Consider the following 24,106-nt stretch of genomic DNA (forward strand, 5'->3'; position numbering starts at 1 on the left):
CGTTCAAACCGTCGCTCGCGTACCAAAGTACGCGACGCTCCTCTTTCACGGCAATCTGCGGCACCTGGAAAACCCGTTCGTGCTAGAACGAGTTTCAGACAAAGGTTGATTCCCAACCACGTTATTTAGATAAAGCGAGATGCCTGCAAGTCGCAGGCATCTCGCTTGTTGTATTTGCTATCATCATGCGAGTTAACGATGTGACGGGGCGTTCTTACCTTTGCTCGCTGCAAGTTCCGCACGAGCCGAAGAGCACTTAATGTGCTCTTCGTGCGAGCAGGACTGTCCGCAGCAGCGAGCAAAGGTAAGAACGCCCCGCCCCAACCGAGATAACAAAGGAGCTGATATGTGCGATTGCACAGATCATAAGGACGAGATTCCTGTTTACGACGCGCAGGCCATCGAGTCCCGGTGGATGAAGGCCTGGGAGGACTCCAACCTCTTTGCCGTCGACACCGACGACAGCAAGCCCAAGAAGTATGTGCTCGAGATGTTCCCGTATCCGTCGGGCGATCTGCACATGGGCCACGCGCGCAACTATACCATCGGCGATGCCATGGCCCGTCAGGCCCGCATGCGCGGCTACGACGTGCTGCACCCCATCGGCTTTGACGCCTTTGGCCTGCCCGCCGAGAACGCCGCTATCAAGCACAACACGCAGGCTGCCGCCTGGACGTATAAGAACATGGACCAGGCGCTCGCCACGATGAAGCGCATGGGCTTCTCCTACGATCTGGATCGCATGGTCAAGACCTGCAGCCCCGAATACTATCGCTGGGGTCAGTGGATCTTTGAAAAGATGTGGGAAAAGGGCCTGGTCTACCGCAAGAAGAACCCGGTCAACTGGTGCCCCAACTGCAAGACCGTTCTGGCCAACGAGCAGGTCACCGAGGGTAAGTGCTGGCGCTGCGGCACCGAGCCCGAGAAGCGCGACCTTGAGCAGTGGTACTACAAGATTACCGAGTACTCTCAGGAGCTGCTCGACGACCTGGAGAAGCTCCCCGGCTGGCCCGAGCGCGTCAAGCAGATGCAGGCCAACTGGATCGGTCGCTCCGAGGGCGCCGAGGTCGACTTTACCCTGTGCGACCGGGATGGCGAGCCCATCGAGGGCGACGAGGGCAAGATCACCGTCTTTACCACGCGTGCCGATACGCTCTTTGGCGTTTCCTTCTTTGTCCTGGCTCCCGAGTACGCCCGTCTGCACGAGCTCGTCGAGGGCACGGAGTACGAGGAAGCCGTGACCAAGATCGTCGAGGACTCCAAGCATATCTCTGCCGTCGAGCGTGCCCAGGGCACCATCGAGAAGCACGGCGCTTTTACCGGCCGCTACGTGGTGAACCCCGTGAACGGCGAGAAGGTCCCCGTGTGGGTTGCCGATTATGTCGTTGCCGACTACGGTACCGGTGCCGTCATGGCCGTTCCCTGTGGCGACCAGCGCGACTTTGAGTTTGCCCGTAAGTACGACCTGCCGATCGTGCCGATCATCCTGGACGATGACGATCGCGCTGCCATCGAGGCCAGCGGCGAGACCATCGATACCTTCCATGCCGAGACCGTCGACTGGGATTGCGCCCACGCTGCCGAGGGCACGCTCGTCCAGTCCGGCAAGTACACCGGCATGCGCGGCGGTAAGCACTCCGAGGGCGAGGCTGCGATCGTGGCTGACCTCGAGGCCATGGGCTGCGGTCGTCGCAAGGTCGAGTTCCGTCTGCGCGACTGGCTCATCAGCCGCCAGCGCTATTGGGGCAACCCCATCCCGGCCATCCACTGCGAGCACTGCGGCATCGTTCCCGTGCCCGAGGACCAGTTGCCGGTGACGCTGCCCGAGAACCTTGACCTGGGCGCCGGCGAGACCCTCGCCGAGTGCAAGGAGTTCTACGAGACCACCTGCCCGGTCTGCGGCCGTCCGGCCAAGCGCGAGACCGATACCATGGACACCTTCACCTGCTCCAGCTGGTATTACCTGCGCTATACCGATCCGCACAACACCGAGCTGCCTTTCTCCCGCGAGGCTGCCGACCGTTGGATGCCCGTCGATAACTACATTGGCGGCATCGAGCACGCCATTCTGCACCTGCTCTACAGCCGTTTCTTTACCAAGGCGCTGCGCGACCTGGGCCTGCTGAGTGTGGACGAGCCCTTCACCAACCTGCTGTGCCAGGGCATGGTCAAGGACGAGAACGGCGACACCATGTCCAAGTCCAAGGGCAATGTCGTGCCCCCGAGCTCGGTCATCGAGCCCTACGGCGCCGACACCATGCGTCTGGCGATCCTGTTTATCGCTCCGCCCGAGAAGGACTTCGACTGGGATCCCAAGGCCGTTGAGGGCGCCAACCGCTTCATCAAGCGCGCCTGGCGTATCGTTTGGCAGCTCGTCCAGTCCGGTGACGCCAACTTGGCCTTCGACAAGTCCGCGCTCGACGAGGTTGCGATGAAGCTCTATCGCGAGCGTCACCGCACCATCGCCAAGTGCACCGAGGACTTCGACCGCGGCCAGTTCAACACCGCCATCTCGGCCGTCATGGAGCTCGTCAATGCTGCGAGCGCCTATCTCAACGCCACTGAGGGTACCGCCCGCGACAAGGCGCTGTGCTACGGCGTGGCCAAGGATATCGTGAGCGTCCTTGCCCCCATCTGCCCGTTCTGGGCCGACGAGCTGTGGCACGAGGCACTCGGCTGCGAGGGCAACGCCTACACCGCCGCCTGGCCCGAGTTCGACCTGGCCGAGTCCATTGAGGACACGGTGCAGATCGTGGTCCAGGTGCTCGGCAAGGTCCGCGGCCGCGTCGACGTGGCCCGCGATGCCTCCAATGAGGATATGCAGGCTGCCGCCGAGGCCGCCGTCGCCAAGTGGCTCGAGGGCAAGACGGTCGTCAAGGCCATCTGCGTGCCCGGCAAGCTGGTCAACCTGGTGGTCAAGTAAGCGCTGCGCGCTTAGCTGACGCATAAAAGACGAGAGGGCGATCCGGTTGGGTAGTCCCTCGTTTTGCATGTACCTGCCCTGATGTCTGCGTTCAATTGTCCTATTCTTGTGGAGAAGCTGTGCGCACGCTGACCTGCAGATTCGTACTGTGCTTGCACGTTTCCGCAGCTATTGGTATAGTTTGCTTGCAAATGAAGTTGTAATTGAAAGAAGTGGGGTTTCGGCCCCGCTTCTTTTTTGTATGGATGGAGGTGCCGCAATGGTCAAGACTAAGACCGAGCAGTCGATCATCGACGCGCTCGAGGCCGTCGCTCCCCAGCACGATGTCGACATCGTCGACGTCGAGCTCGTGGGTGCCACCAAGGCCCCCTGCGTGCGTGTGCGTATCGAGGGTGCCGAGGGTCAGAGCCTGTCGCTCAACGACGTCACGGCCAACACCAAGTGGGTCGGCGATGTGATTGAGGAGCTCGATCCCATCTCTTCGAGCTATACGCTCGAGGTGTCGAGCCCGGGCATGGCGCGCCCGCTGCGCCGCCCGTGCGACTTTGCCCGCTTTGTGGGCGAAAACTGCGAGCTCACCTCCACCGCCACCGAGGGCCGTCGCAAGTACGCCGGCAAGATTGCCGCTGCCACCGAGACGAACGTGACCCTCGAGCTCGAGGACGGCGAGTCCGTCACCCTCGATTTCTCTGATGTTAAAAAGTGCAAGTTGAAGCCCACCTATGACTTCAAGCCCGCGAAGGAAGGAAAGTAAGATGGCAGCATCCGACATGATGTCCGCCCTGATGGAGCTTTGCCAGGAGAAGCACATCGACCAGCTTTACCTGATCGACCGCCTGGAGCAGTCGCTCGCCAAGAGCTATGCCGAGATCCTGCATCTTGAGTGGGGCGCCAAGGTGACCATCGATCGCACCACCGGCAAGATCTACGTCTACCGTCTGGAGCCGATCGACGATTCCATGGACGAGGAGGGCAACTTCACCGAGTTCGAGGAGATCGACGTCACTCCTAAGAACACGAGCCGTATCGCCGCCCAGCACGCCAAGGCCGAGATCAACGCAATCGTACGCAACTCCGCCCGCGAGCAGATCTACGAGGAGTTCTCCGGCCGCATCGGTGACCTCATCAGCGGTACCGTGCTGCAGTCCACGCCCGACTTCACGATCGTCAAGATTCGCGAGGGCGTCGAGGCCGAGCTTCCGCACTTCGACCAGCGCCGTTACGAGAACGAGCGCAACGAGCGTCCGATGGGCGAGCGCTACCTGCACAACCAGCATATCAAGGCCGTGATCATCGACGTTCGCGACCCCAACTCCAACTTGCAGCCGGTCCGTGGCGAGCACAGCCGCCCGCCGATTGTCATCTCCCGTACCCACCCCGAGCTCATGCGTCGTCTGTTTGAGCAGGAGGTGCCCGAGATCTATGAGGGCACCGTCCAGATCAAGTCGATCGCCCGCGAGCCCGGTCAGCGCTCTAAGGTCGCCGTCCACTCGCTCGACGATCGCCTGGATCCCGTGGGCGCCTGCGTCGGCCCTAAGGGCAGCCGTGTTCGCGCCGTCGTGGGCGAGCTCCGTGGCGAGCGCGTCGACGTCATCCTGTGGGATGCCGATCCGGCCGTCTACGTCGCCAACGCCCTGTCGCCTGCCAAGGTCACCCGCGTCCTTATCGACGAGGAGAAGGCCTACGCCGGCGTCATCGTGCCCGATGACCAGCTGTCCCTCGCCATCGGCAAGGAGGGCCAGAATGCCCGCCTCGCCGCGCGCCTGACCGGCTGGCACATCGACATTAAGTCCGAGACCCTTGCCGCCGACATCCTCAAGAATGTTCCCGTTCACGAGGAGCCCGCCGCCGACCTGATCGGTGACGAGGAGGACGAGGACGTCCGTCGCTGCGAGTTCGTGTCCGAGGACGGCATCCAGTGCCGCAACCAGGCCCGTCCCGGCTCCCGTTTCTGCGGTGTCCACGATACCGACGCCTTCGATGATGCGGAGGACCTGATCTAGCGCGCGGTCGCGCCGGGCGGGTCCCAGCGCATATCCCACGCTCGTTCAGTCTCTAGGCACCCAAGGTGCCAGAAAGGGTAGGTGAAGTCATATGGCAAAAGTCCGTGTGTCCACCCTGGCCAAAGAGTTCGGCATGACCTCCAAGGAACTGATGGGTCATCTCGCCGAAATGAAGATTCCCGCTAAGTCCGCTTCCTCCGCTCTGGAGGACGCATACGTCGCCATGGTCCGCAAGCAGCTCGCCTCGGTGATCGAGGCCCGCGCCCAGGAAGTCGAGGCCGCCAAGCTGGCCGAGGAGCAGGCCGCTGCCGCCGAGGAGGCAGCACGCGCTGCCGAGGCAGAGCGCGAGCGCATCGCCGCCGAGAAGGCACGCGAGGAGGAGCGCCGCCAGTTCGCCGCTGCCCAGGCTGCCGAGGAGGCCGCCCGCGCCGAGGCCGAGGCTAAGAAGAAGGCCGAGCAGGAGCGCCTTGCCCGCGAGAAGGAGGAGGCTGCCCGCGAGGCCCAGCGCCGCGCCGTTCCCGCTTCCGACTCCGGTTCGCGTTTCCGCTCTCTGCTCGACCAGATCGCCGCACAGGAGACCGTGCTCAAGGAGAAGAAGGACGCTGAGGAGAAGGCCAAGGCCGAGCGCGCTGCCGAGCGCGGCAACCGTCGTGGCGGCAACAACGACCGTCGCGGCGGCCGTCGTAACGATCGTAACGCCTCCGACAGCAACTCCGAGCGCAACGCATCCGAGAGCCGTCCCCACAGCCATCGCACCAACGCCAGCAACAACGTCGCTGCCGGTATGGACTTCCCCAACCCCGATAAGCAGGGCAAGGGCAAGAAGCGCAAGGGCGGTCACAACAACGAAGAGGACCACTACAGCCGCATGGCTCGCGAGGCCGAGGAGTACAGCCGCGAGAAGGTGCTCGAGGAGGCTCGTGCCGCCGTCGAGGAGGCCTCTCGCGAGTCCACCGGTCGCCGCAAAAAGCGCAAGGAGAAGCGCGAGCGCGAGGCCGCAAAGGCTCAGGAAGAGCGCAAGATTGAGGAGGCGCTGGCCCAGGGCGTGAACCCCGAGGACCTCGACGCCATCAAGGTCTCCCAGGGCGTTACCGTCCAGGAGCTCGCCGAGGCGCTCGACGTTCCGGCCAACGACATCATCAAGCGCCTGTTCCTGCTGGGCACGCCGCTTACCATGACACAGTCCATGTCCGATGACCTCGTCGAGCTCGTTGCCGACGACCTGGGCCGCCAGATCAAGATCATCACCCCCGAGGAGGAGAACACCTTCTCGTTCTACGACGACCCCGCCGATCTTAAACCGCGTGCCCCGGTCGTCACCGTCATGGGTCACGTCGACCACGGCAAGACGAGCCTGCTCGACGCCATCCGTCACACCGGCGTCGCTGCCGGCGAGGCGGGCGGCATTACCCAGGCCATCGGCGCTTCGCAGGTCATGATCAACGACCGTAAGATCACCTTCATCGATACCCCCGGTCACGCCACCTTTACGGCCATGCGTGCCCGCGGCGCCAAGGTGACCGACATCGTCATCCTGATCGTGGCTGCCGACGACGGCGTCATGCCCCAGACCATCGAGTCGATCAACCACGCCAAGGCCGCCGGCGTACCCATCGTCGTCGCCGTCAATAAGATTGATAAGCCGGGCGCCAATCCCGACCGCGTGCGCCAGGAGCTCACCGAGTACGGCATCATCCCCGAGGAGTGGGGCGGACAGAACATGTTCGTCAACATTTCGGCCAAGCAGAAGATCGGTATCGATGACCTGCTCGAGACCGTGCTGCTCCAGGCCGACGTGCTCGAGCTCAAGGCCAACCCTGATACCTTTGCTTCGGGCAACGTCCTCGAGGCTAAGCTCGACAAGGGCCGCGGCTCGGTTGCCACCGTGCTCGTGACCCGCGGTACCCTGCACGTGGGCGACACGCTGGTCGCCGGCCTCACCTACGGCCGCGTCCGCGCCATGCTCGACCCCAAGGGCAACGCCGTCACCGAGGCCGGTCCCTCAGACGCCGTCGAGATTCTTGGCTTGCAGTCTGTGCCCAACGCCGGCGACGAGTTCCGCGTGTTCGAGGACGAGCGCGAGGCACGTGCGCTGGCCGACGAGCGTTCGCTCAAGGCCCGTATCGAGGAGCAGAGCCGCGTCAAGCACGTGACGCTCGAGAACCTCTTCGAGACTATCGCCGACGCCGAGGTCAAGGAGCTCAACCTGATCATCAAGGCCGACGTCCAGGGTTCCATCGAGGCCCTTCAGGACTCCCTCGACAAGATGGATCAGTCCGAGGTGCGCATCAACACGATCCACTCCGCCGTTGGTGCCATCAACGAGACCGACGTGGTCCTGGCCGACGCCTCCAACGCCATCATCATCGGCTTTGGCGTCCGTCCCGACGGCAAGGCCCGCTCCGCCGCCGAGCGCGAGGGCGTCGAGATCCGTTGCTACGACGTCATCTATAAGTGCCTCGAGGACCTCGATGCTGCCCGCATCGGCATGCTCAAGCCCACCGAGGTCGAGGTCTCCACGGGTGCTGCGACCGTTCTGGACACCTTCAAGGTGCCCAAGGTCGGTATCGCCGCCGGTGTCCGCGTCGAAGAGGGCGAGATTGCCGCGACCGATTCTGTGCGCCTGGTGCGCGACGGCATCGTGGTCTTCAACGGTAAAATCGCCTCGATGCGCCACTACAAGGACGAGGCCAAGAGCCTCAAGAGCGGCTCCGAGGGCGGTATTGGCCTGGAGAACTTCCAGGACATCAAGCCTGGCGACACCATTGAGGGCTACCGCATCGACCAGGTTGCCCGTACCGAGTAGGGGGTAGCGCTATGAAGCAAACGCAGGCAACCCGCCGTCTGGGCGAGCAGCTTCGCGAGAAGCTCGGTTATATCCTGCTCTTTGAGGTTTCCGATCCGCGTCTCGACCTGGTCACCTTGACCGCGGTCGAGGTTGCGGTGGACCGTTCGTTCGCGCGCGTGTACGTGTCGTGCGACGCGAGCCGCTACGACGAGGTCATGGAGGCGCTCGCCAGCGCCAAGGGCCGCATCCGTAGCCTGTTGGCCCGCTCGCTCGATTGGCGCGTCACGCCCGAGCTCGATTTTCGCATCGATCGCTCGACCGATGAGGCCGAGCGCATCACGCGTGCGCTGGAAAACGTTCCCGCCACGCTTGCGATCGAAAAGGACGAGGACGGCTATCCGATAGCGGATGCCGCCCAGGAGGCAGCTTTAGATGACTAATTCCGCCGACCTCGCCTCGTGCGAGTCTGCAGATATTCAGCGACGCATCCTCGAGCTCATCGAGGGTGCGTCCTCCATTGCGATTTCGGGACATACTTCTCCCGATGGCGATGCCTTGGGCTCCGTATTGGGTCTGGGCCTTTCGCTCATGAAGTTTTTCCCCAACAAGGACATTGCGCTTCTGCTGGCAGACGATGACCCGGTTCCGCGTATCTACCGCTTTATGGAAGGCTCCGACCGTCTGGTGCCGGCATCTGCGTACGCCGGCAATCCTGACCTGTTCATCTCGGTGGACGTGCCGGTCGTCGAGCGCCTGAACAACTCCGCCGAGGTGCTGCGTCGATCGGCGCATGTGGTGTGCTTCGATCACCATCCGGCGCGCGAGGAATTTGCCGAGCTGAGCCTGAGGTGCGTCGGCGCCGCGGCCTGCGCCATGATCATCGACCGCTTTTTGGACAATTGCGGCATTGTGGCTCGCAACGGTGTCGCGACCTGCCTGCTGTGCGGCCTGGTGACCGATACCGGTCGTTTTCAGTACCAAAACGCCGATGCTGCTGCGTTCCATGCCGCCTCGCGCCTGGTCGCGCACGGTGCCGATCCGGCGCGCGTCGCGCTCGAGGTCTACCAGAGCATGCGCGTAGAGTTCTTGCATCTCAAGTCCATCGTTATGGGTCGTATCAAGACCGTGGCGCACGGTCGCGTGGCATATAGTTATGCGTACCAGAGCGACCTCGAGGCCTGCGGCGTCACTTCGGATGAGTGCGACGGTCTGGTCGATGTGGTGCGTTCGGTGATGGGCGTTGAGGTCTGCCTGTTCCTAAAGGGCATCGAGGGCGATACCAAGGTGCGCGGCAACCTGCGCTCCAAGGGTGACCTCGATGTGTCCGAGATTGCTGCCAACTTTGGCGGTGGCGGGCATCATGCCGCCGCCGGCTTTTCCAACAACGGAACGATTCGCGAGACGCTCGCCGTGGCACTTCCCATGCTGGCCGAGCTGGTGGGGGAGGATCCCGCTTCGGTGACCGTCGAGCTCTAACTTTTTGGATGGTACATGGCTCGTCGTACGCCTTCTCAATTGAATATGCTGCTCGCCGTCGATAAGCCGGTGGGCTGCACGTCCCACGACGTGGTATCGCAGTGCCGGCGCGCCCTCCATGAGCGACGCGTCGGCCATGCCGGTACGCTCGACCCCATGGCCTCGGGTGTCATGGTGGTGGGCGTGGGCCAGGCGACCCGTCTGCTGGGCATGCTAACCCTCGATACCAAAAGTTATGTTGCCGACATTTCGTTTGGTGTCGAGACCAATACCGATGACGCGGAGGGCGAGGCCGTCCGCACGGTGCCCGTTGCCCCCGAGCTGCGCGATCTCGCTTACGCCCGTGAGCAGCTGGCCGCTATGCTTGGCCCGCAGATGCAGGTGCCGCCAGCGTTTTCGGCCATCTCGGTTAATGGCGTTCGCGCCTATAAGAGTGCTCGCGAGGGCAATGCGGTTGAGTTGCCCCCGCGCCCCGTCGAGGTCTATGCCGCCGACCTGATCGCCGTGGGCGGCGAGGGCGATACGTGCGTCTGGACCGTGGCGTTTTCGGTAAGCAAAGGCACCTACATTCGCGCGCTCGCTCGCGATCTGGGTCGTGCCTGCGATAGCGCTGCGCATATTTCCGCGCTGCGCCGTACGGCCTCCGGCGTGGTTTCCATTGGCGCCTGTCATGCGGTAGAGGAGCTCTCTGCCGAGACCGCTGCCGGTTTCGCTCTGGATCCCATCGCCGCCCTAGGTGCCACGCGTGTCGATTTGCCGGGTAATCTTGCAGACGACCTGCTTTGTGGCCGCCGCATTCCCGTTGAACGCGCGCTTGCGGACTTCGATACGGCGAAGGCGCCGTTCGCGCTCGTGCTCGATGGGGGATTGAAGGCGCTTGCTCGTATCGAGGGCGGCCGCTTTGTGATGGAGCACGTCTTTCCGCAGGCGATCGGCGGTGTTCGATGATGCTGGCGCCCCACGAGCTCGCGCGTATCTTTTTCGCGGGTGAGTTGGATGAGGCCCGTATCGTTTCTGCCGATGCTTTTGATGGGTGCGAGTTCTTGGGTTCCGCGTCGATCGCTATTGGCGTGTTTGATGGCGTGCATCGTGGGCACCAAGAGCTGATCGAAGCGGTTATTCGCGATGCACATGATCACGGCAGCAAAGCGGTCGTGGTCACCTTCGATCCTGATCCGGACGTCGTGGTGAGTCCGTTGCCCGCCCAAAAATTGATGACGACGGCCGACCGCCTGCACGCTCTGGCTCAAACCAGGGTCGATGCGGTGGTGGCCGTTCCCTTTACGCCTGCCGTGGCGGCACTCGACCATGTCGGGTTTCTGGCGTTGTTGTCGCGCGTTGTCGACATTCGCTCCATTCGTGTAGGCAGCGACTTTAGGCTCGGCCGCGGCGGCGCTTCGGGCGTTGCCGAGATGCGCGCCTGGGGCACTGAGCGTGGGGTTGACGTTTACGGTCACGACCTGCTCTGCGTTAACGGGCAGACCATCTGCGCCACGCGTATCCGCCATGAGCTGGGTCAGGGTCATGTGGAGCTGGCCGCAGAGCTTCTCGGCCGTCCCTATATGCTGCGCGGCGTTGTGGCGGCTGGCCGTCACGAGGGCTCCGACATGGGCTTTCCCACGGCAAACATCCAGGTGCCCGACGGCATCCAAGTGCCTGCCGATGGCGTCTATGAGGGTCTGGTGCTGGTCGACGATACCGTATGGCCTGCTGCCGTTAACGTCGGCCTGCCGCCGACCTATGCCGATGATGCCGCCTCGGCGCATCTCGAGGCCAACTTGATCGGCTATGCGGGCGACCTGTATGGCGCCTCGGTGTCGCTGGCGTTTACGCGCTGGCTGCGTCCGTCTCGCGTGTTCGATTCCCTGGACGAGTTGATCGCGACCGTCGAGGGTAATATCGACGATATCCGTCATAACTTGGGTGAGCAGGGGGTGAGTATCCGTGATTAGCGATGAGGAAAAAGATCAGGTACGCGCGGCGTCAGACTTGGTTGCCATCGTGCAGGAAACGGTTGAGCTCAAGCCCCGCGGCCATGAGTTTTGGGGCTGCTGTCCGTTTCATGGCGAAAAGACCCCATCGTTTCACATTATCCCTGCTACGCAGGTGTGGCACTGCTTTGGCTGCGGCGAGGGCGGCGACGTCTTCACCTATATCATGAAGCGCGAGAACCTGAGTTTTCCCGAGTCGATCCGCTATTTGGCTGATCGTGCGGGCATTGAACTGCACGATACCGGTGCGCAGCGCGATCGCGGCACCAAGCGTGCCCGCATCTATGACCTGTGCGCCGAGACGGCCCAGTTCTACCACACCATGCTTATGCGCGGTAAGGACAGCCGTCCGCGCGAGTACTTTGCCAGCCGCGGCATGGGTGGCGACGTCTGCCGCCGCTACTGCCTGGGCTTTGCACCGGGCCGTAACGCGCTGGTGTCGCAACTGTCCCAGGCGGGTTTTACCCCGCAGGAGATGATTGACGCCAACGTGGCCGTGAGCCGTGGGCGCGGACAGCTCGCCGACCGTTTTTACGACCGTGTGATGTTTCCCATTTTTGACGAGCAGGGTCATAACATCGCTTTTGGCGGGCGCATCATGGGCGATGGTCAGCCTAAGTACCTCAACACCGCCGAGACGAGCGTGTTTCATAAAAAGCGAAACCTCTACGGCTTTAACTGGGCCAAGGAGTTTATCGTCGCGCAGGATACCGCCATCGTGGTGGAGGGCTATACCGACTGCATCGCCTGCTGGGAGGCGGGGATCAAAAACGTCGTCGCCACGCTGGGCACGGCGCTCACGGAGCATCACGTCAAGACGCTAACCCGCTTTGCCAAGCGCATTGTGTATATGTTCGATGGCGACGCCGCCGGTCAAAAGGCCGCTCGCCGCGCGATTCAGTTTATTGAACAGGATTCGATGGACCTGCGCTGCGTGGTGCTGCCCGACGGCAACGACCCCATGGAGTTCATCACAGCACATGGCGGCGAGGCACTTCAGGCGCGCATCGATGCCGCCGAGCCGCTTATGGACTTTGTTTACCGTTCGCTGCAGGAGTCGAGCGACATCACCACGCCGGGCGGTCGCGCCAAGGCGCTGGAAGATGCGCTGACGCTTATCTATCCGCTGCGCGATAGCTATATGATCGACACGTACTTTATCCAGATTGCCGACCTGTTGGGTTTGGATCTGGAGACCGTGCGTGCGAGTTCGGGTCGCGTGTTTCGCGATTTCGCCAAGCGCGAAGATGCCGAGCGTCGTCGCGAGCAGAATTACGAGCGCCAGCGGGCGCAGGCCGAGCGCTCTGGAAATGCGGGCGGTCGGGCATCGGGTTCTCGCGATGCCGGTCGCGGTGCTTGGGCATCGGGCGCTACGCCGCCGGTGTCCGCGCCGGTCGAAGAAGAGCCGTACGACTACGTCCCGCTCGATGCCTACGGTGCCGCTCCCGTGGAGGTCGTCGACGACCTGCCGCCGATCGATGTGCCTGATGGTATGGGCGCTGTGCCTGTGCCTGATGGTTCGAACGCACCGGCTGCGGCGGCGCCGATGGTTTTGACCGATCTAGAGCGCAAGTCCTTGGCAGGGGAGCGCGAGCTGCTGACCATGCTCACGAGCTACCCCGACCTGTTCCGCACGTATGCCGACCGCATCTGCTCCATCGAGTGGGTTGACCCACGTCACGAGTCCATCGCATGGGCCGTTCTGGCAACGCCGCCGGGAACCGATCCTGCAGCCTGCATGGATGCGGCACGCTCGGTGTGTCCCGAGGCGGCAACGCTTGTGAGTGCCGGGCGCATCTCGGCGACGAGCAAGCACCCCACCGAGACGAACATCGTGTTTATGCTCGATACGCTCGAGCTCTACACCATCAAACGCCGCATGCGTGCCGCACAGGCCAAGCTGCGCCAGGACCGTTCGCTCGATGATGAGGCCCGTCGCGCGCTGACCGTTCAGGCCGCGCAAGATTCGCAACGTCAACGCGAACTGCAAAAGTCGATCGGCGGCGTGGCGGACCCGTTCCGTTTGATCGGCCTGGAGGCCGCGGGCACCGAACAAGCCTAGATGTTGTGGTCAACCAGCGTATTCTCGCCTATATCCAGTCTTCTTTTTGGGTATAGACGTCAATGTGTGTGCTAAAGTATTGAGTCCTGTGGACTATGAAGGGAGAATCTGTGCCAAAAAAGACTGAGAGCACGGGTACTGGGCTGGAATCCTACGTTGCAAAGCTCATGGGCAACGGCTCAAACAGGACTTCGGTAACCGAGGACGAGATTCAGGTCGCCCTGAAGGATATCGATGTTTCTGACGAGCAGCTCACCGCGGTGTATTCCGCGCTGCGCAACAGCGGCATCCAGATTATCTCCGCGAGCGGTAACGACGACGCCCCCATGGACGTCGACGATGACGATAACGATACCGATACCGACGATTTCGATGACGACGACGAGCACGATTCCGGCTCGCTCGACGATCACGAGCTCAAGATGGCCCGTCAGGCCGACGCCGAGATGGGTTCTTCCAAGAGCAAGAAGAAGCGCACCGTGCGCACGTCCCGTTCACGCTCCCGCGTGCGCGGCATCGATGCCTCCACGGTGATGCTGACCGGCGACCCGGTCCGTATGTACCTCAAGGAGATCGGCAAGGTCGACCTGCTGACCGCCTCCGAAGAGGTCGATCTGGCCATGAAGATTGAGGCCGGTCTTGAGGCCACCGAGAAGCTCGAGGCTGCCGAGGCAGGCGAGCTCGAGCTCACGCGTACCGAAATGCGTCGTCTTACGCGCATTGAGAACGTGGGTCTCGAAGCCAAGCAGGCACTCATCAGCGCAAACCTGCGTCTGGTCGTCTCCATCGCCAAGCGCTATGTCGGTCGCGGCATGCTGTTCCTGGACCTTATTCAGGAGGGCAACCTCGGTCTGATCCGCGCCGTCGAGAAGTTCGACTACCAGAAGGGCTTTAAGTTCTCCACGTACGCCACGTGGTGGATCCGTCAGGCCATTACGCGCGCTATCGCCGACCAGGCCCGTACCATCCGTATTCCCGTGCACATGGTCGAGACCATCAACAAGCTCGTCCGTGTGCAGCGCCAGCTCCTTCAGGACCTGGGTCGCGACCCGACCCCCGAGGAGATCGGTGCCGAGATGGACATGAGCGCCGACCGCGTTCGCGAGATCCAGAAGATCTCGCAGGAGCCCGTGTCGCTCGAGACCCCCATCGGCGAGGAAGAGGATTCCCAGCTGGGCGATTTCATCGAGGACTCCCAGGCTATCGTTCCGCCCGATGCGGCCAGCTTCTCCATGCTGCAGGAGCAGCTCACCCAGGTGCTCGATTCGCTTGCCGATCGTGAGCGCAAGGTTATCGAGCTGCGCTTTGGCCTTGTCGACGGACATCCCCGTACGCTCGAGGAGGTCGGCCGCGAGTTTGGCGTCACGCGCGAGCGCATCCGCCAGATCGAGTCCAAGACTCTGGCCAAGCTTCGCCACCCGAGCCGCTCGAGCAAGCTCAAGGACTATATCGAAAGCTAGTCAAGCAAGAGGCGCCCTCAAGCACATCCGCTTGAGGGCGCTTTCATGTAGTCGTTGGGGACGTTCTTGAATGACTGGTCGTTTAAGAACGTCCCCAATGACTAGGTCGGAAAATTTCTTAAAAAAGTTCTTGCCCTGAGCTGATTCGTCCGTATAATAAACTTCGTTGCTTGAGAGCACGCACCTATTCCTCGGTAGCTCAATGGTAGAGCACGCGGCTGTTAACCGCGCTGTTGTAGGTTCGAGTCCTACCCGGGGAGCCAGGTTGTAAAACCCGTCGCTTATGCGGCGGGTTTTTTCATGCCGCGACCACTTGACTCGAACGTTGCCATATCAACATTTCGTGTCGAGGATGTAATCCCGCGACCCACCACCTCAACATGGCGCGGTCGTTGTAGAATATTGCAATGATTGCTCCCACGACATGGTGCCGCGAGCACCAGATAAGGAGATTCTTGTGTCTGAGACCATTAACGGCAGCCTGAGCGTCTCGAACGACGTTATTGCCGATATTGCCGGTTATGCCGCGATGACGTGCTATGGCGTCGTCGGTATGGCTGAGCAGCTCCAAGGCGCCGAGAGCGTGCGCCTGCTTGCCGGTCAGCGCCTCCGCAAGGGCGTGCTTGTCTCCGCCGACGAGAACGGCCTTACGGTCGATCTTCACGTCGTGCTCGAGAACGGCGTCAACATGAAGTCCGTCTGCCACAATCTTTCGAGCTCCGTTGCCTTCACCCTGCAGGAGATCGCCCAGATCGATCCCGCCAGCCTTAAGATCGGCATTCACATCGACGCGCTCAAGAGCCGTCTGAACTAGCATCCGAAAACGGAGATTCAAATACCCATGATTGCAAAGACCATTCGCACCTGTTTTCCGATCGCTGCGGCTGCTGTTTCCGACAAGGCCGAGGAGATCAACAAGCTCAATGTCTTCCCCGTACCCGACGGCGACACCGGTACCAACATGTCGCTCACGCTCGCCTCGGTGACCAAGGAGCTTTCCGCCCTTCCCGCCGATGCCGATATGGAGGCCATCGCCGGCGCCATCACCCACGGCTCCCTGATGGGTGCCCGCGGCAACTCCGGCGTCATCACCTCTCAGATCCTGCGCGGCGTGGCCGAGGGTCTCGTCTCTGCTGATGAGCCCATCACGTCCGCCAACATCGCCTATGCGTTCCGCCGCGCCGTCAAGGTCGCCTTCCAGGCCGTCCGTAAGCCCATCGAGGGCACGATTCTCACGGTGCTGCGCGATGTCTCGACCAAGGCCGACGAGTGCGAAAAGAAGAAGTTCTCGGCCGAGGACGCGCTCGATGCCATCGTCGTCGAGGCCTACCAGTCCGTCGCTCGCACGCCCGACCTGCTGCCCGTTCTGAAGGAGAACGGCGTGGTCGACTCCGGCGCCTTTGGCTTTGCTATTTTCCTTGAGAACTTTGTTGCCGCCGCGCTTGGTCGCAGCACCGTTGTCGAGGATTTCTCCGCTACGTTTGAGTCGGCCGGCTCTGCCCGCGATGCCGCTCTTGGCCGCGTTGAGATCGAGGCTAACGACGACTGGGAGGGCTCGGAGTTCCGCTACTGCAACGAGTTTCTCTTTAAGGCCGACGCCCCGTTTGACGAGGACGAATGCCTTAAGTTCCTAGGCTCCATGGGCGACTGTGAGCTACTCGTGGGCGCCTACCCCGATTACAAGATCCACGTGCACTCCAACACCCCCAACCTGGTGCTCGAGCACATGCTTCAGCTTGGTCAGATCTACGAGGTCTTTATCCACAACATGGAGATGGAGGCCCACGACCGTACCGCCAAGATTCATGAGGACCAGGAAAAGGCCGCCGAGCCCGCCAAGGCGCTGGGCTTTGTCGCCGTTGCCGCTGGGTCCGGCGAGGCAGACATCCTCAAGTCCCTCGGCGTCGACGTGATCGTGTCGGGTGGTCAGACCATGAACCCCTCGACTGCAGACCTGCTGGGCGCCGTTGACCAGGTCAACGCGACCTCGGTCATCATCCTGCCCAATAACGGCAACATCCGCATGGCTGCCGAGGCCGCAGCCTCAGCCTGCACCGACAAGAAGGTCGCCGTCGTTCCCACCAAGACCGTTCCGCAGGCCTTCTCCGCGCTGTTCGCGGTCCTGCCCGATTCCGAGCTCGAGGATGCCGTCGCCGCTATGGTCGACGCCATCAGCGAGGTCCGCGATGGCGAGGTCACCCGCGCCGTGCGCGACTCCAGCGCCTCCGACGGTTCGCCAATTCACTCCGGTGACGTCATGGGCATCATTGCCGGCTCCATCGATGTCGTCGGCTCCGACGTGAAGCAGGTCACGCTCGATTGCATCAACCGCATGCAGGAGGAAGAGGAGGGCGACGCGCTGACGATTCTGGCCGGCGAGGAGCTGTCCGATGAAGCCTTCCAGGAGATCGTCGACGCTATCGAGGAGGCTCAGCCCGACCTGGAGATCGACGCCCATCGTGGCGAGCAGCCGCTCTATCCTGTGATCTTCTCGATCGAGTAGGCATCTGCCCATGTCCGAGCTCTGCTCCGTGCCGCGCGTCTCGGATCGCTTTGCCCAGAGCAATGCGCTCGACGAGGATATTGCGCGACTCAAATATGTTTCGGGTAAACGTGAGGAGGCCCTTCGCCGTCTGGGAATTCGGACGGTGGGGGACCTCCTTCTCCATATCCCTCATCGATACCTGGACTTTACGCGCTCCTGGTCCATCGAGATGGCGCCCATCGGTACCGTGTGCACCATCATCGCCACGGTCGACCGTATCGTTCAAAAGAAGCCGCGTCCGCGCATGCAGGTGACCGAGGTCTCACTCGTTGATGAGACGGGCGTGCTGCAGGTCGCCTTTTTCCGTCAGCCTTGGATTGCCCAGCAGCTTAAGCAGGGCGACCGCCTGGCCGTGATGGGCAAGGTTGAGTTTGCCTACGGTTTTAAGCAGATGGCCTCGCCGCACTTTGAAAAGCTCGATGAGGGGCGTGCTGCGGGCACCATTTTGCCGGTCCATTATGTGAGTGACGGCGTGAGCCAGGCATGGATGCGCCGCATCGTAAGTGGCGCGCTCGAGGTCGTCGGCAATCCTTTCGACCCGATTCCCGCACGCTTGCGCGTTAAACGTCGCCTGATGAGCAATGCTCGTGCGCTTCGATCGATCCACTTTCCCTCGAGCATGGCTGAGCGCGATATCGCGCGCGCACGGCTTGCCTACGAGGAGTGCCTCTACCTGCAGCTGGCGCTGCGCCTGCGCAACGACGGCGGCCTGGTCGATGTGGTGCCCTATGCCCACACCGCGGGCGAGCACCTGGCCGCGCTTAAGCAGGCCCTGCCGTTTTCGCTGAGCGACGAGCAGGAGGCCGCGTTCCAAGACATCCTGCGCGATATGTGCGATGGCGGGCGCGTGATGAACCGCCTGCTGTTGGGCGACGTCGGTACCGGCAAGACCGCCGTTGCCGCCTGCGCGCTGGCTGTGGCTGCCGATAGCGGCACGCAGGCCTGCGTTATGGCGCCCACGGGCGTGCTGGCGCGTCAATATGCCGATAAGACCGGCCCCTTGCTCTCGCGGGCTGGCATGACCTGGGCGCTCCTGACGGGCGCCACGCCGGCGGCCGAGCGCGAGCGGATCCGTGCCCAGCTGGAATCGGGCGAGCTCGATGTCCTCTTTGGCACCCACGCGGTGCTTTCGGATAACGTTGCGTTCAAGCATCTGTCGCTCGTGGTCATCGATGAGCAGCACCGGTTTGGCGTCGGCCAACGCAACGCCCTGCGTGCGAAGGGCCCTGGTGCCGATCTGCTCGTTATGACGGCAACGCCCATCCCACGTACGCTGGCGCTTTCGGTCTACGGCGATCTGGACACGAGCATCATCCGCCATCGGCCCGTCCCTGGCGCTGGCGTGACGACACGCGTGCTTACCGAGTCGAGCCGCGACCTTGCCTATGGCGCCATCCGCGAGGCGCATGAAAAGGGTCAGCAGGCCTACGTGATTTGCCCGCTCGTGGAGCCGAGCGACTCGGCCGATGAGCTGGAGGACGTGCCCGGTATCGCTCGCGACGACGAGGGCCGCGTGACGGTCCCCGTGCCGCTGCACGATACGGTGACCGAGCTCGATCGCCTGCGTCTGGCGTTGCCGGGTCTTGCCATCGAGCGCCTTCACGGCCGCATGCCAGTGGGGGAGAAGGATCGGGTTATCGATGCCTTCAAGCGCGGCGAGATCGACGTGCTCGTCTCGACTACGGTGGTCGAGGTGGGCGTCGACGTGCCCAACGCCACCGTCATGGTCATCGAGAACGGTGAGCGCTTTGGCTTGGCGGCCCTGCACCAGCTGCGCGGCCGCGTGGGCCGCGGCAGCGTGTCGGGCACCTGCCTGGTCATGACGCACTCCAAGGGCAACGGCGGCGCTTCGGCGGCGCAAGACCGTCTCCAGTCGCTCGAAAAGACCTCGGACGGCTTTACGCTCGCCCAGATGGACCTTCGTCTGCGCCACGAGGGCGAAATCCTGGGGTACCGCCAGCATGGCGGTGTGACTCTGCGCTTTGTCGACCTGGATGCCGACGAGGAGCTGATCGAGTGGGCCCATTTGGACGCGGTCGAGCTCTTGCGGTATGCTTGCAACCTTGACTCCGTGGCGACGCGCCCCCTGCGCGATGCGGTCGCCATGCGATATCGACACATTTTTAAGGAGGTCAGCGGAGGATGAGAATCATCGGCGGCGAATGGCGCGGTCGTAAGATCGAGGAGCCCCGTGGTCGCGATGTCACCCGCCCCACGACCGATCGTGTGCGCGAGGCATGCGCATCTATGGTCATGTCGGCATTCGACTTCGATCTGGACGAGGTCCGCGTGCTGGACGCCTTTGGCGGCTCCGGTGCCTTAGGGTTAGAGATGCTCTCACGTGGTGCCCGCTCGCTCACGACGTTCGAGATCGATCGGAATGCCGCGCGGCTCATTACCAAGAATATCGAGTCGCTCTGCCGTGACCGTGCGCGTTGGCGCGTGATAGCGGGCGACATGCTGGCGAGTGCCTCGCGCGGTCGTGTGCCGGGCGGCCCCTTTGATCTGGTCCTGCTCGACCCGCCCTATGCTTTTGGTGCCGAGCCGGTCGAGGAGCTGCTGCAGAACCTGGCTCAGCAGGGTCTTCTTGCACCTGGCGCTTATGCCCTGTTTGAGCATGCCGCCGCCGATGCGGGCGCGCATCCGGCAGGCTTTGAGACTGTACGTGAGAAGCGCTACGGCATTACCTCGGTCGACCTGCTTCGTTGGGTCGGCGATGACGATGGTGAGGGCGATAGCGCCGGCACCGATGCTGACAACAACGATGCCACGACGTTTCAGGAGGATGCTCATGAGTGACACCATCAATCGCGTGATCGTCCCGGGCACCTTCGATCCCATCACGTTTGGCCATATCGATGTGATCCGCCGCGCCCGCCGCATCTTTCCCAGTGTGATCGTCGCTGTTGCCGAGTCACAGGGTAAAAACGGTGTGGGCACCACGTTTATGCTCGATGAGCGCGTGGCGCTGGCCCGCGAGGCGCTCGGTAATATCGACGGCGTCGAAGTCCTGCCCTTTACCGGCCTCTTGGTCGACTTCGCTCGTGAGCAGGGGGCGGGGGCCGTGGTCAAGGGCCTGCGCGCCATGACCGACTTTGAGTATGAGCTGCAGCAGGCCGACCTCAATTATCGCTTGGATAGCGAGCTGGAGTCCATCTTTGTCATGAGTGCTCCGCAGTACGGTTACATCTCGAGCTCGGTCGTTCGCCAGATCGCCTCGCTCGGCAGCGATGTATCGACGTTTGTGCCGCCCAACGTGGTCGAAGCGCTCAGACATCGCTTTTCGTGACGTTTTTTATTGCCTGGTGGCATGTGGTAAACTAGCACGATGATATGTTACCTATGAAAGGAGACCGGATGCCGGGCGAGAATTTTCCTGGCGATAGGATCGTCAGCTTGGTCGATGAGCTCGAAGGGCTGATCGAGGAAGCCAAGCCGCCTTTCGGCAAGAACGCTCAGTTCAAGGTCATCGACGCCGACGTGTTCTTCAATATCCTCGACGAGATCCGCATGAGCTATCCCGAGGAGTGGCAGAAGTCCCGCCGTATCCTTAAGGAGCGCGAGGAGCTTATGGCTTCCGCCGCCGCTCAGGCTGATTCCATCATCGCCGACGCTCAGCAGCAGGCCCTCACCATTGCCGGTGAGCAGGAGATCGTCCGCCTTGCGCAGCAGCAGGCCGACGACATCCGCGATCGTGCCCAGCAGTACGAGCGCGAGACGCGTTATGCTGCCGAGGACTACGCGGAGCAGGTCTTTACGCACCTGGAGGAGAACCTCAAGAGCCTGACTGGCACCGTTACCCGTTGCCGTCAGCAGCTCAACGAGGGTGCCGCCCAACAGAATGGTCAGTGGTAATGGCTGAGTTTCCGAGCGTTACCGTCGATCTTTCCGAGCAGCTCGAGTTTCCTGGAGATTCGTATCCGCTGACCGGTAAGGTCGATGTCGCCACCTACACGGTGGGCGAGAAGGAGTACCAGCTTCAGGACGGCATCGACTACGACGTTGTCTTTACCAATGCCGGTACCGGTGTCTTGCTCACGGGCATGGTCCGCGCGCACGCCACCGGCGAGTGCGACCGTTGCCTGGAGCCCGCCTCGTTTGATATCGCCGGAGAGATCGAGGAGTTCTACCTCTTTGAGGAGCCCGAGGATCCCGAGGCCTACGAGGACGGCTACGAGCTCCTGGGTGAGGACCGCATCGTCGATCTGGGTGAGCCCATCAATGACGCGGTCGTTATGGACACGCCGTTTGTGGTGCTCTGCAAGCCCGATTGCCGTGGTCTGTGCCCCACCTGCGGTTGCAATCTCAACGTCGAGCAATGCGATTGCGCCGCCCAGGCAGAGGCAGAATGGGCCGCTGCCACGGAAAATCCATTTGCAGCATTGAAGAATCTCAAGCTCGATGAGTAAAACTGTGGTAGTATCGCTACTTGCGCGTAATCGCCACACTGGATAGTTCATAAGGAAGGTCACTATGCCCGTACCTAAACAAAAGCAGGGTCGTATCCGCACTCACACCCGTCGTTCCGCCAACATGAAGATCTCGGCTGCTGCTCAGTCCACGTGCCCCCGTTGCGGCGCTGTCAAGCTTCCGCACCACGTGTGCCCCAGCTGCGGTTTCTACAAGGACCGCGAGGTTATCGTTACCGAGTAACGGTATACTCTGGATGCGATGCCGTTCCAAATGGAACCACAATGGCCGGCTCAATGAGTCGGCCATTTTTGTATAAGGAGCATGTATATGAGTAACGTTCGCGTTTGTGTAGACGTTGTGGGCGGAGACGAGAAACCTCAGGTTGTTCTCGATGGTATCGAGGCTGCGCTTGCCGCCGATCCCGATATCGAGGTCTTGGCAGCTGGCCCCGCCGAAATCGTCAATCCCTTTGCCGCCTCCCATGCGCGCGTCGAGGCCCTGGAGGCGCCCGACGTTATCGCCATGGATGACGATCCCATTCGCGCCGTGATGACCAAGCGTAAGTCGTCGATCGTGCTTTCTTGCCGCGCCATTAAGAAGGGCAACGCGGATGCGTTCTTCTCTGCCGGCTCCACCGGCGCCATGACGGCCGCTGCCACAGCCTACGTGACGCCGTTTAGGTATCAGGCCGAAGGCAAGAAGCAGCCGGTGCGCCCCTGTCTGACCAATGCGCTGCCCAATCGCGCCGGCGGTCTGACGGTGTTGTGCGACATGGGTGCCAACCCTGATGTCGAGGTTGACGATATGGTGCGTTTTGCTCAGATGGGTAGCGCCTATGCCCGCGTCGTCCTGGGCATCGAGCATCCCCGCGTGGGCCTGCTTGCCAACGGCACCGAGGACGAGAAGGGCTCCAACTTTACCAAGGCTTGCTTCCCGGCTATGAAAGCCGCCGTTCCCGGCTTTGTTGGTAACTGCGAGGGAACGGACATCACCTCGGGTAACTTCGATGTCGTCGTTGCCGATGGCATGTCGGGCAATATTGCGCTCAAGGCCACCGAGGGCGCTGCCAAGTTTTTGCTTCAGGAACTCAAGGGTGTCTTTATGTCTTCGCTCGGCACCAAGATTGCCGCGCTGCTCATCAAAAAGCAGATGCGCGAGATTAAGGCCAAGCTCTCTGGCGACGCCAAGGGCGGCGCGATTCTTCTGGGCCTGCGCGGCGTGGTCCTGATCGGCCATGGCGCCACCTCAGTCGAGGCTGTCAAAAACGGTACGCTCGCGGCGGCCGAAGCCGTGCGCGCCGGGCTGGTCGAGAATGTCGCCAACTCTATGGACGGTATCGTTTTATAAGAGCGAGTTAGGGCGCTGTTATGTGCTTCGCGGCGCACGTCGTGGGGTAGAATCAGAACCGTGTCTTGGTACCGCCCGGGCGGTACCATTCTTTTGGTATTCATGCACTATGAGAGGAAGCGCTATGGACCGCTCCGAAATCTTCGACAAGATCGCCGAGGTCGCTGCTGACGTTCTGGGCGTCGATGTTGCCGAAATTAGCGATGAGACCACCTTTGACGACCTCGATGCCAACTCGCTCGAGCGCCTGCAGCTGGTTACGGCTATCGAGGACGAGTTCAACCTCGAGATCGATGACGAGACTCTGCTCTCGCTCAACTCTGTCGCCGACGCCGTCGATGCTATCGAAGCTGCCAAGGAGGCCTAAGTCTTGGCTTTATCCGAACGACTTACGCGCGCCCAGGAGATTCTGGGCCATGAGTTCAATGACAAGGTGCTGCTGCGCGCGGCCCTTACGCATCCCTCGGCAGTCGAGGGCCAGCCGGTTTCTGCCAGCTATGAGCGCCTTGAGTTCTTGGGCGATTCCATTTTGGGTGCTGTGGTCGCACGCTCCCTGTTTGAGTCCTATCCGGAGTTTGACGAGGGCAAGCTCACGCGCCTGAAGGTGTCGCTTGTCTCGGGCGCTACGCTATCCGAGGTTTCTCACGAGCTGGGCATCGACGACATCATCATCTTTGGTGCCTCCGAGACCGGTACCGGTGCGCGCGGCCTGCATTCGGCCCTCGAGAACGTCTATGAGTCGCTCGTGGGCGCGCTGTACCTGGATGCCGGCTGGGATGCCGCGGCAGAGTTTATCCATCGTACGCTTAAGCCGCATTTGGCTTCCGAGCGTGCCGAGCATCCTGCGAACCCCAAGTCGTTTTTGCAGGAGTGCGTGCAAGCCGACGGTCACGAACCCCCGGCGTACAAGCTCGTCGGCTCCGAGGGCCCGGCGCATGCGCCCACCTTTACCGCCGTGGTGTTGATCGATGGTATTCGTCAGGGTCGCGGCTCCGGCTCCTCAAAGAAGGAAGCCGAGGGAGCCGCCGCGCTCGAAGCGCTCGACCGCATGGGTTACACCACCAACGGCGTGATTCTGAACAAGAAGCACGTGTAAGC

At 62.1% G+C, this 24,106-nt stretch carries 21 protein-coding genes and 1 tRNA gene; all 22 read left to right on the top strand.

Going from position 1 to position 24,106, the window contains the following annotated elements; genetic code table 11:
- Positions 1–346 precede the first annotated feature (346 nt).
- The 22 genes from leuS (at position 347) to rnc (ending at position 24,104) form a co-directional block, all read left to right on the top strand.
- Positions 347–2,923 carry a leucine--tRNA ligase gene (gene leuS, locus I1969_RS08385; RefSeq protein ID WP_195234524.1) on the top strand — a complete coding sequence of 859 codons (2,577 nt, stop codon included), beginning with the start codon at positions 347–349 and terminating at the stop codon, positions 2,921–2,923.
- Between the two features lie 259 nt (positions 2,924–3,182).
- Positions 3,183–3,677, top strand: coding sequence for a ribosome maturation factor RimP (locus tag I1969_RS08390; RefSeq protein ID WP_195234526.1), 495 nt, complete (start codon positions 3,183–3,185; stop codon positions 3,675–3,677).
- Position 3,678: 1 nt separating this feature from the next.
- Positions 3,679–4,926: a transcription termination factor NusA gene (gene nusA / locus I1969_RS08395; RefSeq protein WP_022094169.1), complete on the top strand. Its 1,248-nt coding sequence runs from the start codon at positions 3,679–3,681 to the stop codon at positions 4,924–4,926.
- Positions 4,927–5,017: 91 nt separating this feature from the next.
- Positions 5,018–7,732: a translation initiation factor IF-2 gene (gene infB, locus I1969_RS08400; RefSeq protein ID WP_195234527.1), complete on the top strand. Its 2,715-nt coding sequence runs from the start codon at positions 5,018–5,020 to the stop codon at positions 7,730–7,732.
- Positions 7,733–7,743: 11 nt separating this feature from the next.
- Entirely contained in the window at positions 7,744–8,154 is a 411-nt protein-coding gene (rbfA, locus tag I1969_RS08405; RefSeq protein WP_006234038.1) for a 30S ribosome-binding factor RbfA, read from the top strand.
- Positions 8,147–9,190: a DHH family phosphoesterase gene (locus I1969_RS08410; RefSeq protein ID WP_195234529.1), complete on the top strand. Its 1,044-nt coding sequence runs from the start codon at positions 8,147–8,149 to the stop codon at positions 9,188–9,190. The genes rbfA and I1969_RS08410 overlap by 8 nt, the downstream gene beginning before the upstream one ends.
- 15 nt (positions 9,191–9,205) lie before the next feature.
- Positions 9,206–10,138 carry a tRNA pseudouridine(55) synthase TruB gene (gene truB, locus I1969_RS08415; RefSeq protein WP_195234531.1) on the top strand — a complete coding sequence of 311 codons (933 nt, stop codon included), beginning with the start codon at positions 9,206–9,208 and terminating at the stop codon, positions 10,136–10,138.
- Positions 10,135–11,142, top strand: coding sequence for a riboflavin biosynthesis protein RibF (gene ribF, locus I1969_RS08420; RefSeq protein WP_229028354.1), 1,008 nt, complete (start codon positions 10,135–10,137; stop codon positions 11,140–11,142). The genes truB and ribF overlap by 4 nt, the downstream gene beginning before the upstream one ends.
- Positions 11,135–13,243 carry a DNA primase gene (gene dnaG / locus I1969_RS08425; protein ID WP_195234533.1) on the top strand — a complete coding sequence of 703 codons (2,109 nt, stop codon included), beginning with the start codon at positions 11,135–11,137 and terminating at the stop codon, positions 13,241–13,243. Before ribF ends, dnaG begins: the two co-directional genes overlap by 8 nt.
- A gap of 110 nt (positions 13,244–13,353) precedes the next feature.
- Entirely contained in the window at positions 13,354–14,703 is a 1,350-nt protein-coding gene (gene rpoD, locus I1969_RS08430; RefSeq protein ID WP_195234535.1) for an RNA polymerase sigma factor RpoD, read from the top strand.
- Positions 14,704–14,891: 188 nt separating this feature from the next.
- Positions 14,892–14,966: transfer RNA gene (locus tag I1969_RS08435), tRNA-Asn, on the top strand.
- Between the two features lie 161 nt (positions 14,967–15,127).
- Positions 15,128–15,517, top strand: coding sequence for an Asp23/Gls24 family envelope stress response protein (locus I1969_RS08440; protein WP_187361832.1), 390 nt, complete (start codon positions 15,128–15,130; stop codon positions 15,515–15,517).
- A 27-nt stretch (positions 15,518–15,544) separates the two neighbouring features.
- Positions 15,545–17,206: a DAK2 domain-containing protein gene (locus I1969_RS08445; protein WP_195234537.1), complete on the top strand. Its 1,662-nt coding sequence runs from the start codon at positions 15,545–15,547 to the stop codon at positions 17,204–17,206.
- A gap of 10 nt (positions 17,207–17,216) precedes the next feature.
- Positions 17,217–19,394, top strand: coding sequence for an ATP-dependent DNA helicase RecG (gene recG / locus I1969_RS08450; RefSeq protein ID WP_195234539.1), 2,178 nt, complete (start codon positions 17,217–17,219; stop codon positions 19,392–19,394).
- Positions 19,391–20,047, top strand: coding sequence for a 16S rRNA (guanine(966)-N(2))-methyltransferase RsmD (gene rsmD, locus I1969_RS08455; RefSeq protein ID WP_195234541.1), 657 nt, complete (start codon positions 19,391–19,393; stop codon positions 20,045–20,047). Before recG ends, rsmD begins: the two co-directional genes overlap by 4 nt.
- Positions 20,040–20,537 (top strand): pantetheine-phosphate adenylyltransferase, encoded by a 498-nt coding sequence (coaD, locus tag I1969_RS08460; RefSeq protein ID WP_195234543.1) that lies wholly within the window; start codon positions 20,040–20,042, stop codon positions 20,535–20,537. The genes rsmD and coaD overlap by 8 nt, the downstream gene beginning before the upstream one ends.
- A gap of 68 nt (positions 20,538–20,605) precedes the next feature.
- Positions 20,606–21,103 (top strand): ATP synthase subunit B family protein, encoded by a 498-nt coding sequence (locus I1969_RS08465; protein WP_040358176.1) that lies wholly within the window; start codon positions 20,606–20,608, stop codon positions 21,101–21,103.
- The gene (locus tag I1969_RS08470) at positions 21,103–21,657 is read left to right on the top strand and encodes a YceD family protein (RefSeq protein ID WP_055309521.1); all 555 of its coding nucleotides are present in this window, start codon (positions 21,103–21,105) and stop codon (positions 21,655–21,657) included. The genes I1969_RS08465 and I1969_RS08470 overlap by 1 nt, the downstream gene beginning before the upstream one ends.
- Before the next feature lie 64 nt (positions 21,658–21,721).
- A complete protein-coding gene (gene rpmF / locus I1969_RS08475) occupies positions 21,722–21,901 on the top strand; it encodes a 50S ribosomal protein L32 (protein ID WP_022094017.1) in 180 nt (59 codons plus the stop codon).
- A gap of 87 nt (positions 21,902–21,988) precedes the next feature.
- Entirely contained in the window at positions 21,989–23,008 is a 1,020-nt protein-coding gene (gene plsX / locus I1969_RS08480; protein WP_195234545.1) for a phosphate acyltransferase PlsX, read from the top strand.
- Between the two features lie 124 nt (positions 23,009–23,132).
- Positions 23,133–23,375 carry an acyl carrier protein gene (locus I1969_RS08485; protein ID WP_006234023.1) on the top strand — a complete coding sequence of 81 codons (243 nt, stop codon included), beginning with the start codon at positions 23,133–23,135 and terminating at the stop codon, positions 23,373–23,375.
- Between the two features lie 3 nt (positions 23,376–23,378).
- Positions 23,379–24,104, top strand: coding sequence for a ribonuclease III (rnc, locus tag I1969_RS08490; RefSeq protein ID WP_148332898.1), 726 nt, complete (start codon positions 23,379–23,381; stop codon positions 24,102–24,104).
- Positions 24,105–24,106: the final 2 nt, after the last annotated feature.

Source organism: Collinsella aerofaciens (assembly GCF_015548375.1).
GTDB lineage: Bacteria > Actinomycetota > Coriobacteriia > Coriobacteriales > Coriobacteriaceae > Collinsella > Collinsella aerofaciens_AB.

Bases quoted from the DNA above. Each gene is read 5' to 3' on its own strand.
- I1969_RS08390 (WP_195234526.1), top strand. From the start codon at position 3,183: ATGGTCAAGACTAAGACCGAGCAGTCGATCATCGACGCGCTCGAGGCC.
- leuS (WP_195234524.1), top strand. From the start codon at position 347: ATGTGCGATTGCACAGATCATAAGGACGAGATTCCTGTTTACGACGCG.
- recG (WP_195234539.1), top strand. From the start codon at position 17,217: ATGTCCGAGCTCTGCTCCGTGCCGCGCGTCTCGGATCGCTTTGCCCAG.
- I1969_RS08410 (WP_195234529.1), top strand. From the start codon at position 8,147: ATGACTAATTCCGCCGACCTCGCCTCGTGCGAGTCTGCAGATATTCAG.
- rpmF (WP_022094017.1), top strand. From the start codon at position 21,722: ATGCCCGTACCTAAACAAAAGCAGGGTCGTATCCGCACTCACACCCGT.
- I1969_RS08445 (WP_195234537.1), top strand. From the start codon at position 15,545: ATGATTGCAAAGACCATTCGCACCTGTTTTCCGATCGCTGCGGCTGCT.
- I1969_RS08470 (WP_055309521.1), top strand. From the start codon at position 21,103: ATGGCTGAGTTTCCGAGCGTTACCGTCGATCTTTCCGAGCAGCTCGAG.
- nusA (WP_022094169.1), top strand. From the start codon at position 3,679: ATGGCAGCATCCGACATGATGTCCGCCCTGATGGAGCTTTGCCAGGAG.
- rbfA (WP_006234038.1), top strand. From the start codon at position 7,744: ATGAAGCAAACGCAGGCAACCCGCCGTCTGGGCGAGCAGCTTCGCGAG.
- rsmD (WP_195234541.1), top strand. From the start codon at position 19,391: ATGAGAATCATCGGCGGCGAATGGCGCGGTCGTAAGATCGAGGAGCCC.
- truB (WP_195234531.1), top strand. From the start codon at position 9,206: ATGGCTCGTCGTACGCCTTCTCAATTGAATATGCTGCTCGCCGTCGAT.
- I1969_RS08440 (WP_187361832.1), top strand. From the start codon at position 15,128: ATGGTGCCGCGAGCACCAGATAAGGAGATTCTTGTGTCTGAGACCATT.
- ribF (WP_229028354.1), top strand. From the start codon at position 10,135: ATGATGCTGGCGCCCCACGAGCTCGCGCGTATCTTTTTCGCGGGTGAG.
- plsX (WP_195234545.1), top strand. From the start codon at position 21,989: ATGAGTAACGTTCGCGTTTGTGTAGACGTTGTGGGCGGAGACGAGAAA.
- coaD (WP_195234543.1), top strand. From the start codon at position 20,040: ATGAGTGACACCATCAATCGCGTGATCGTCCCGGGCACCTTCGATCCC.
- I1969_RS08465 (WP_040358176.1), top strand. From the start codon at position 20,606: ATGCCGGGCGAGAATTTTCCTGGCGATAGGATCGTCAGCTTGGTCGAT.
- I1969_RS08485 (WP_006234023.1), top strand. From the start codon at position 23,133: ATGGACCGCTCCGAAATCTTCGACAAGATCGCCGAGGTCGCTGCTGAC.
- infB (WP_195234527.1), top strand. From the start codon at position 5,018: ATGGCAAAAGTCCGTGTGTCCACCCTGGCCAAAGAGTTCGGCATGACC.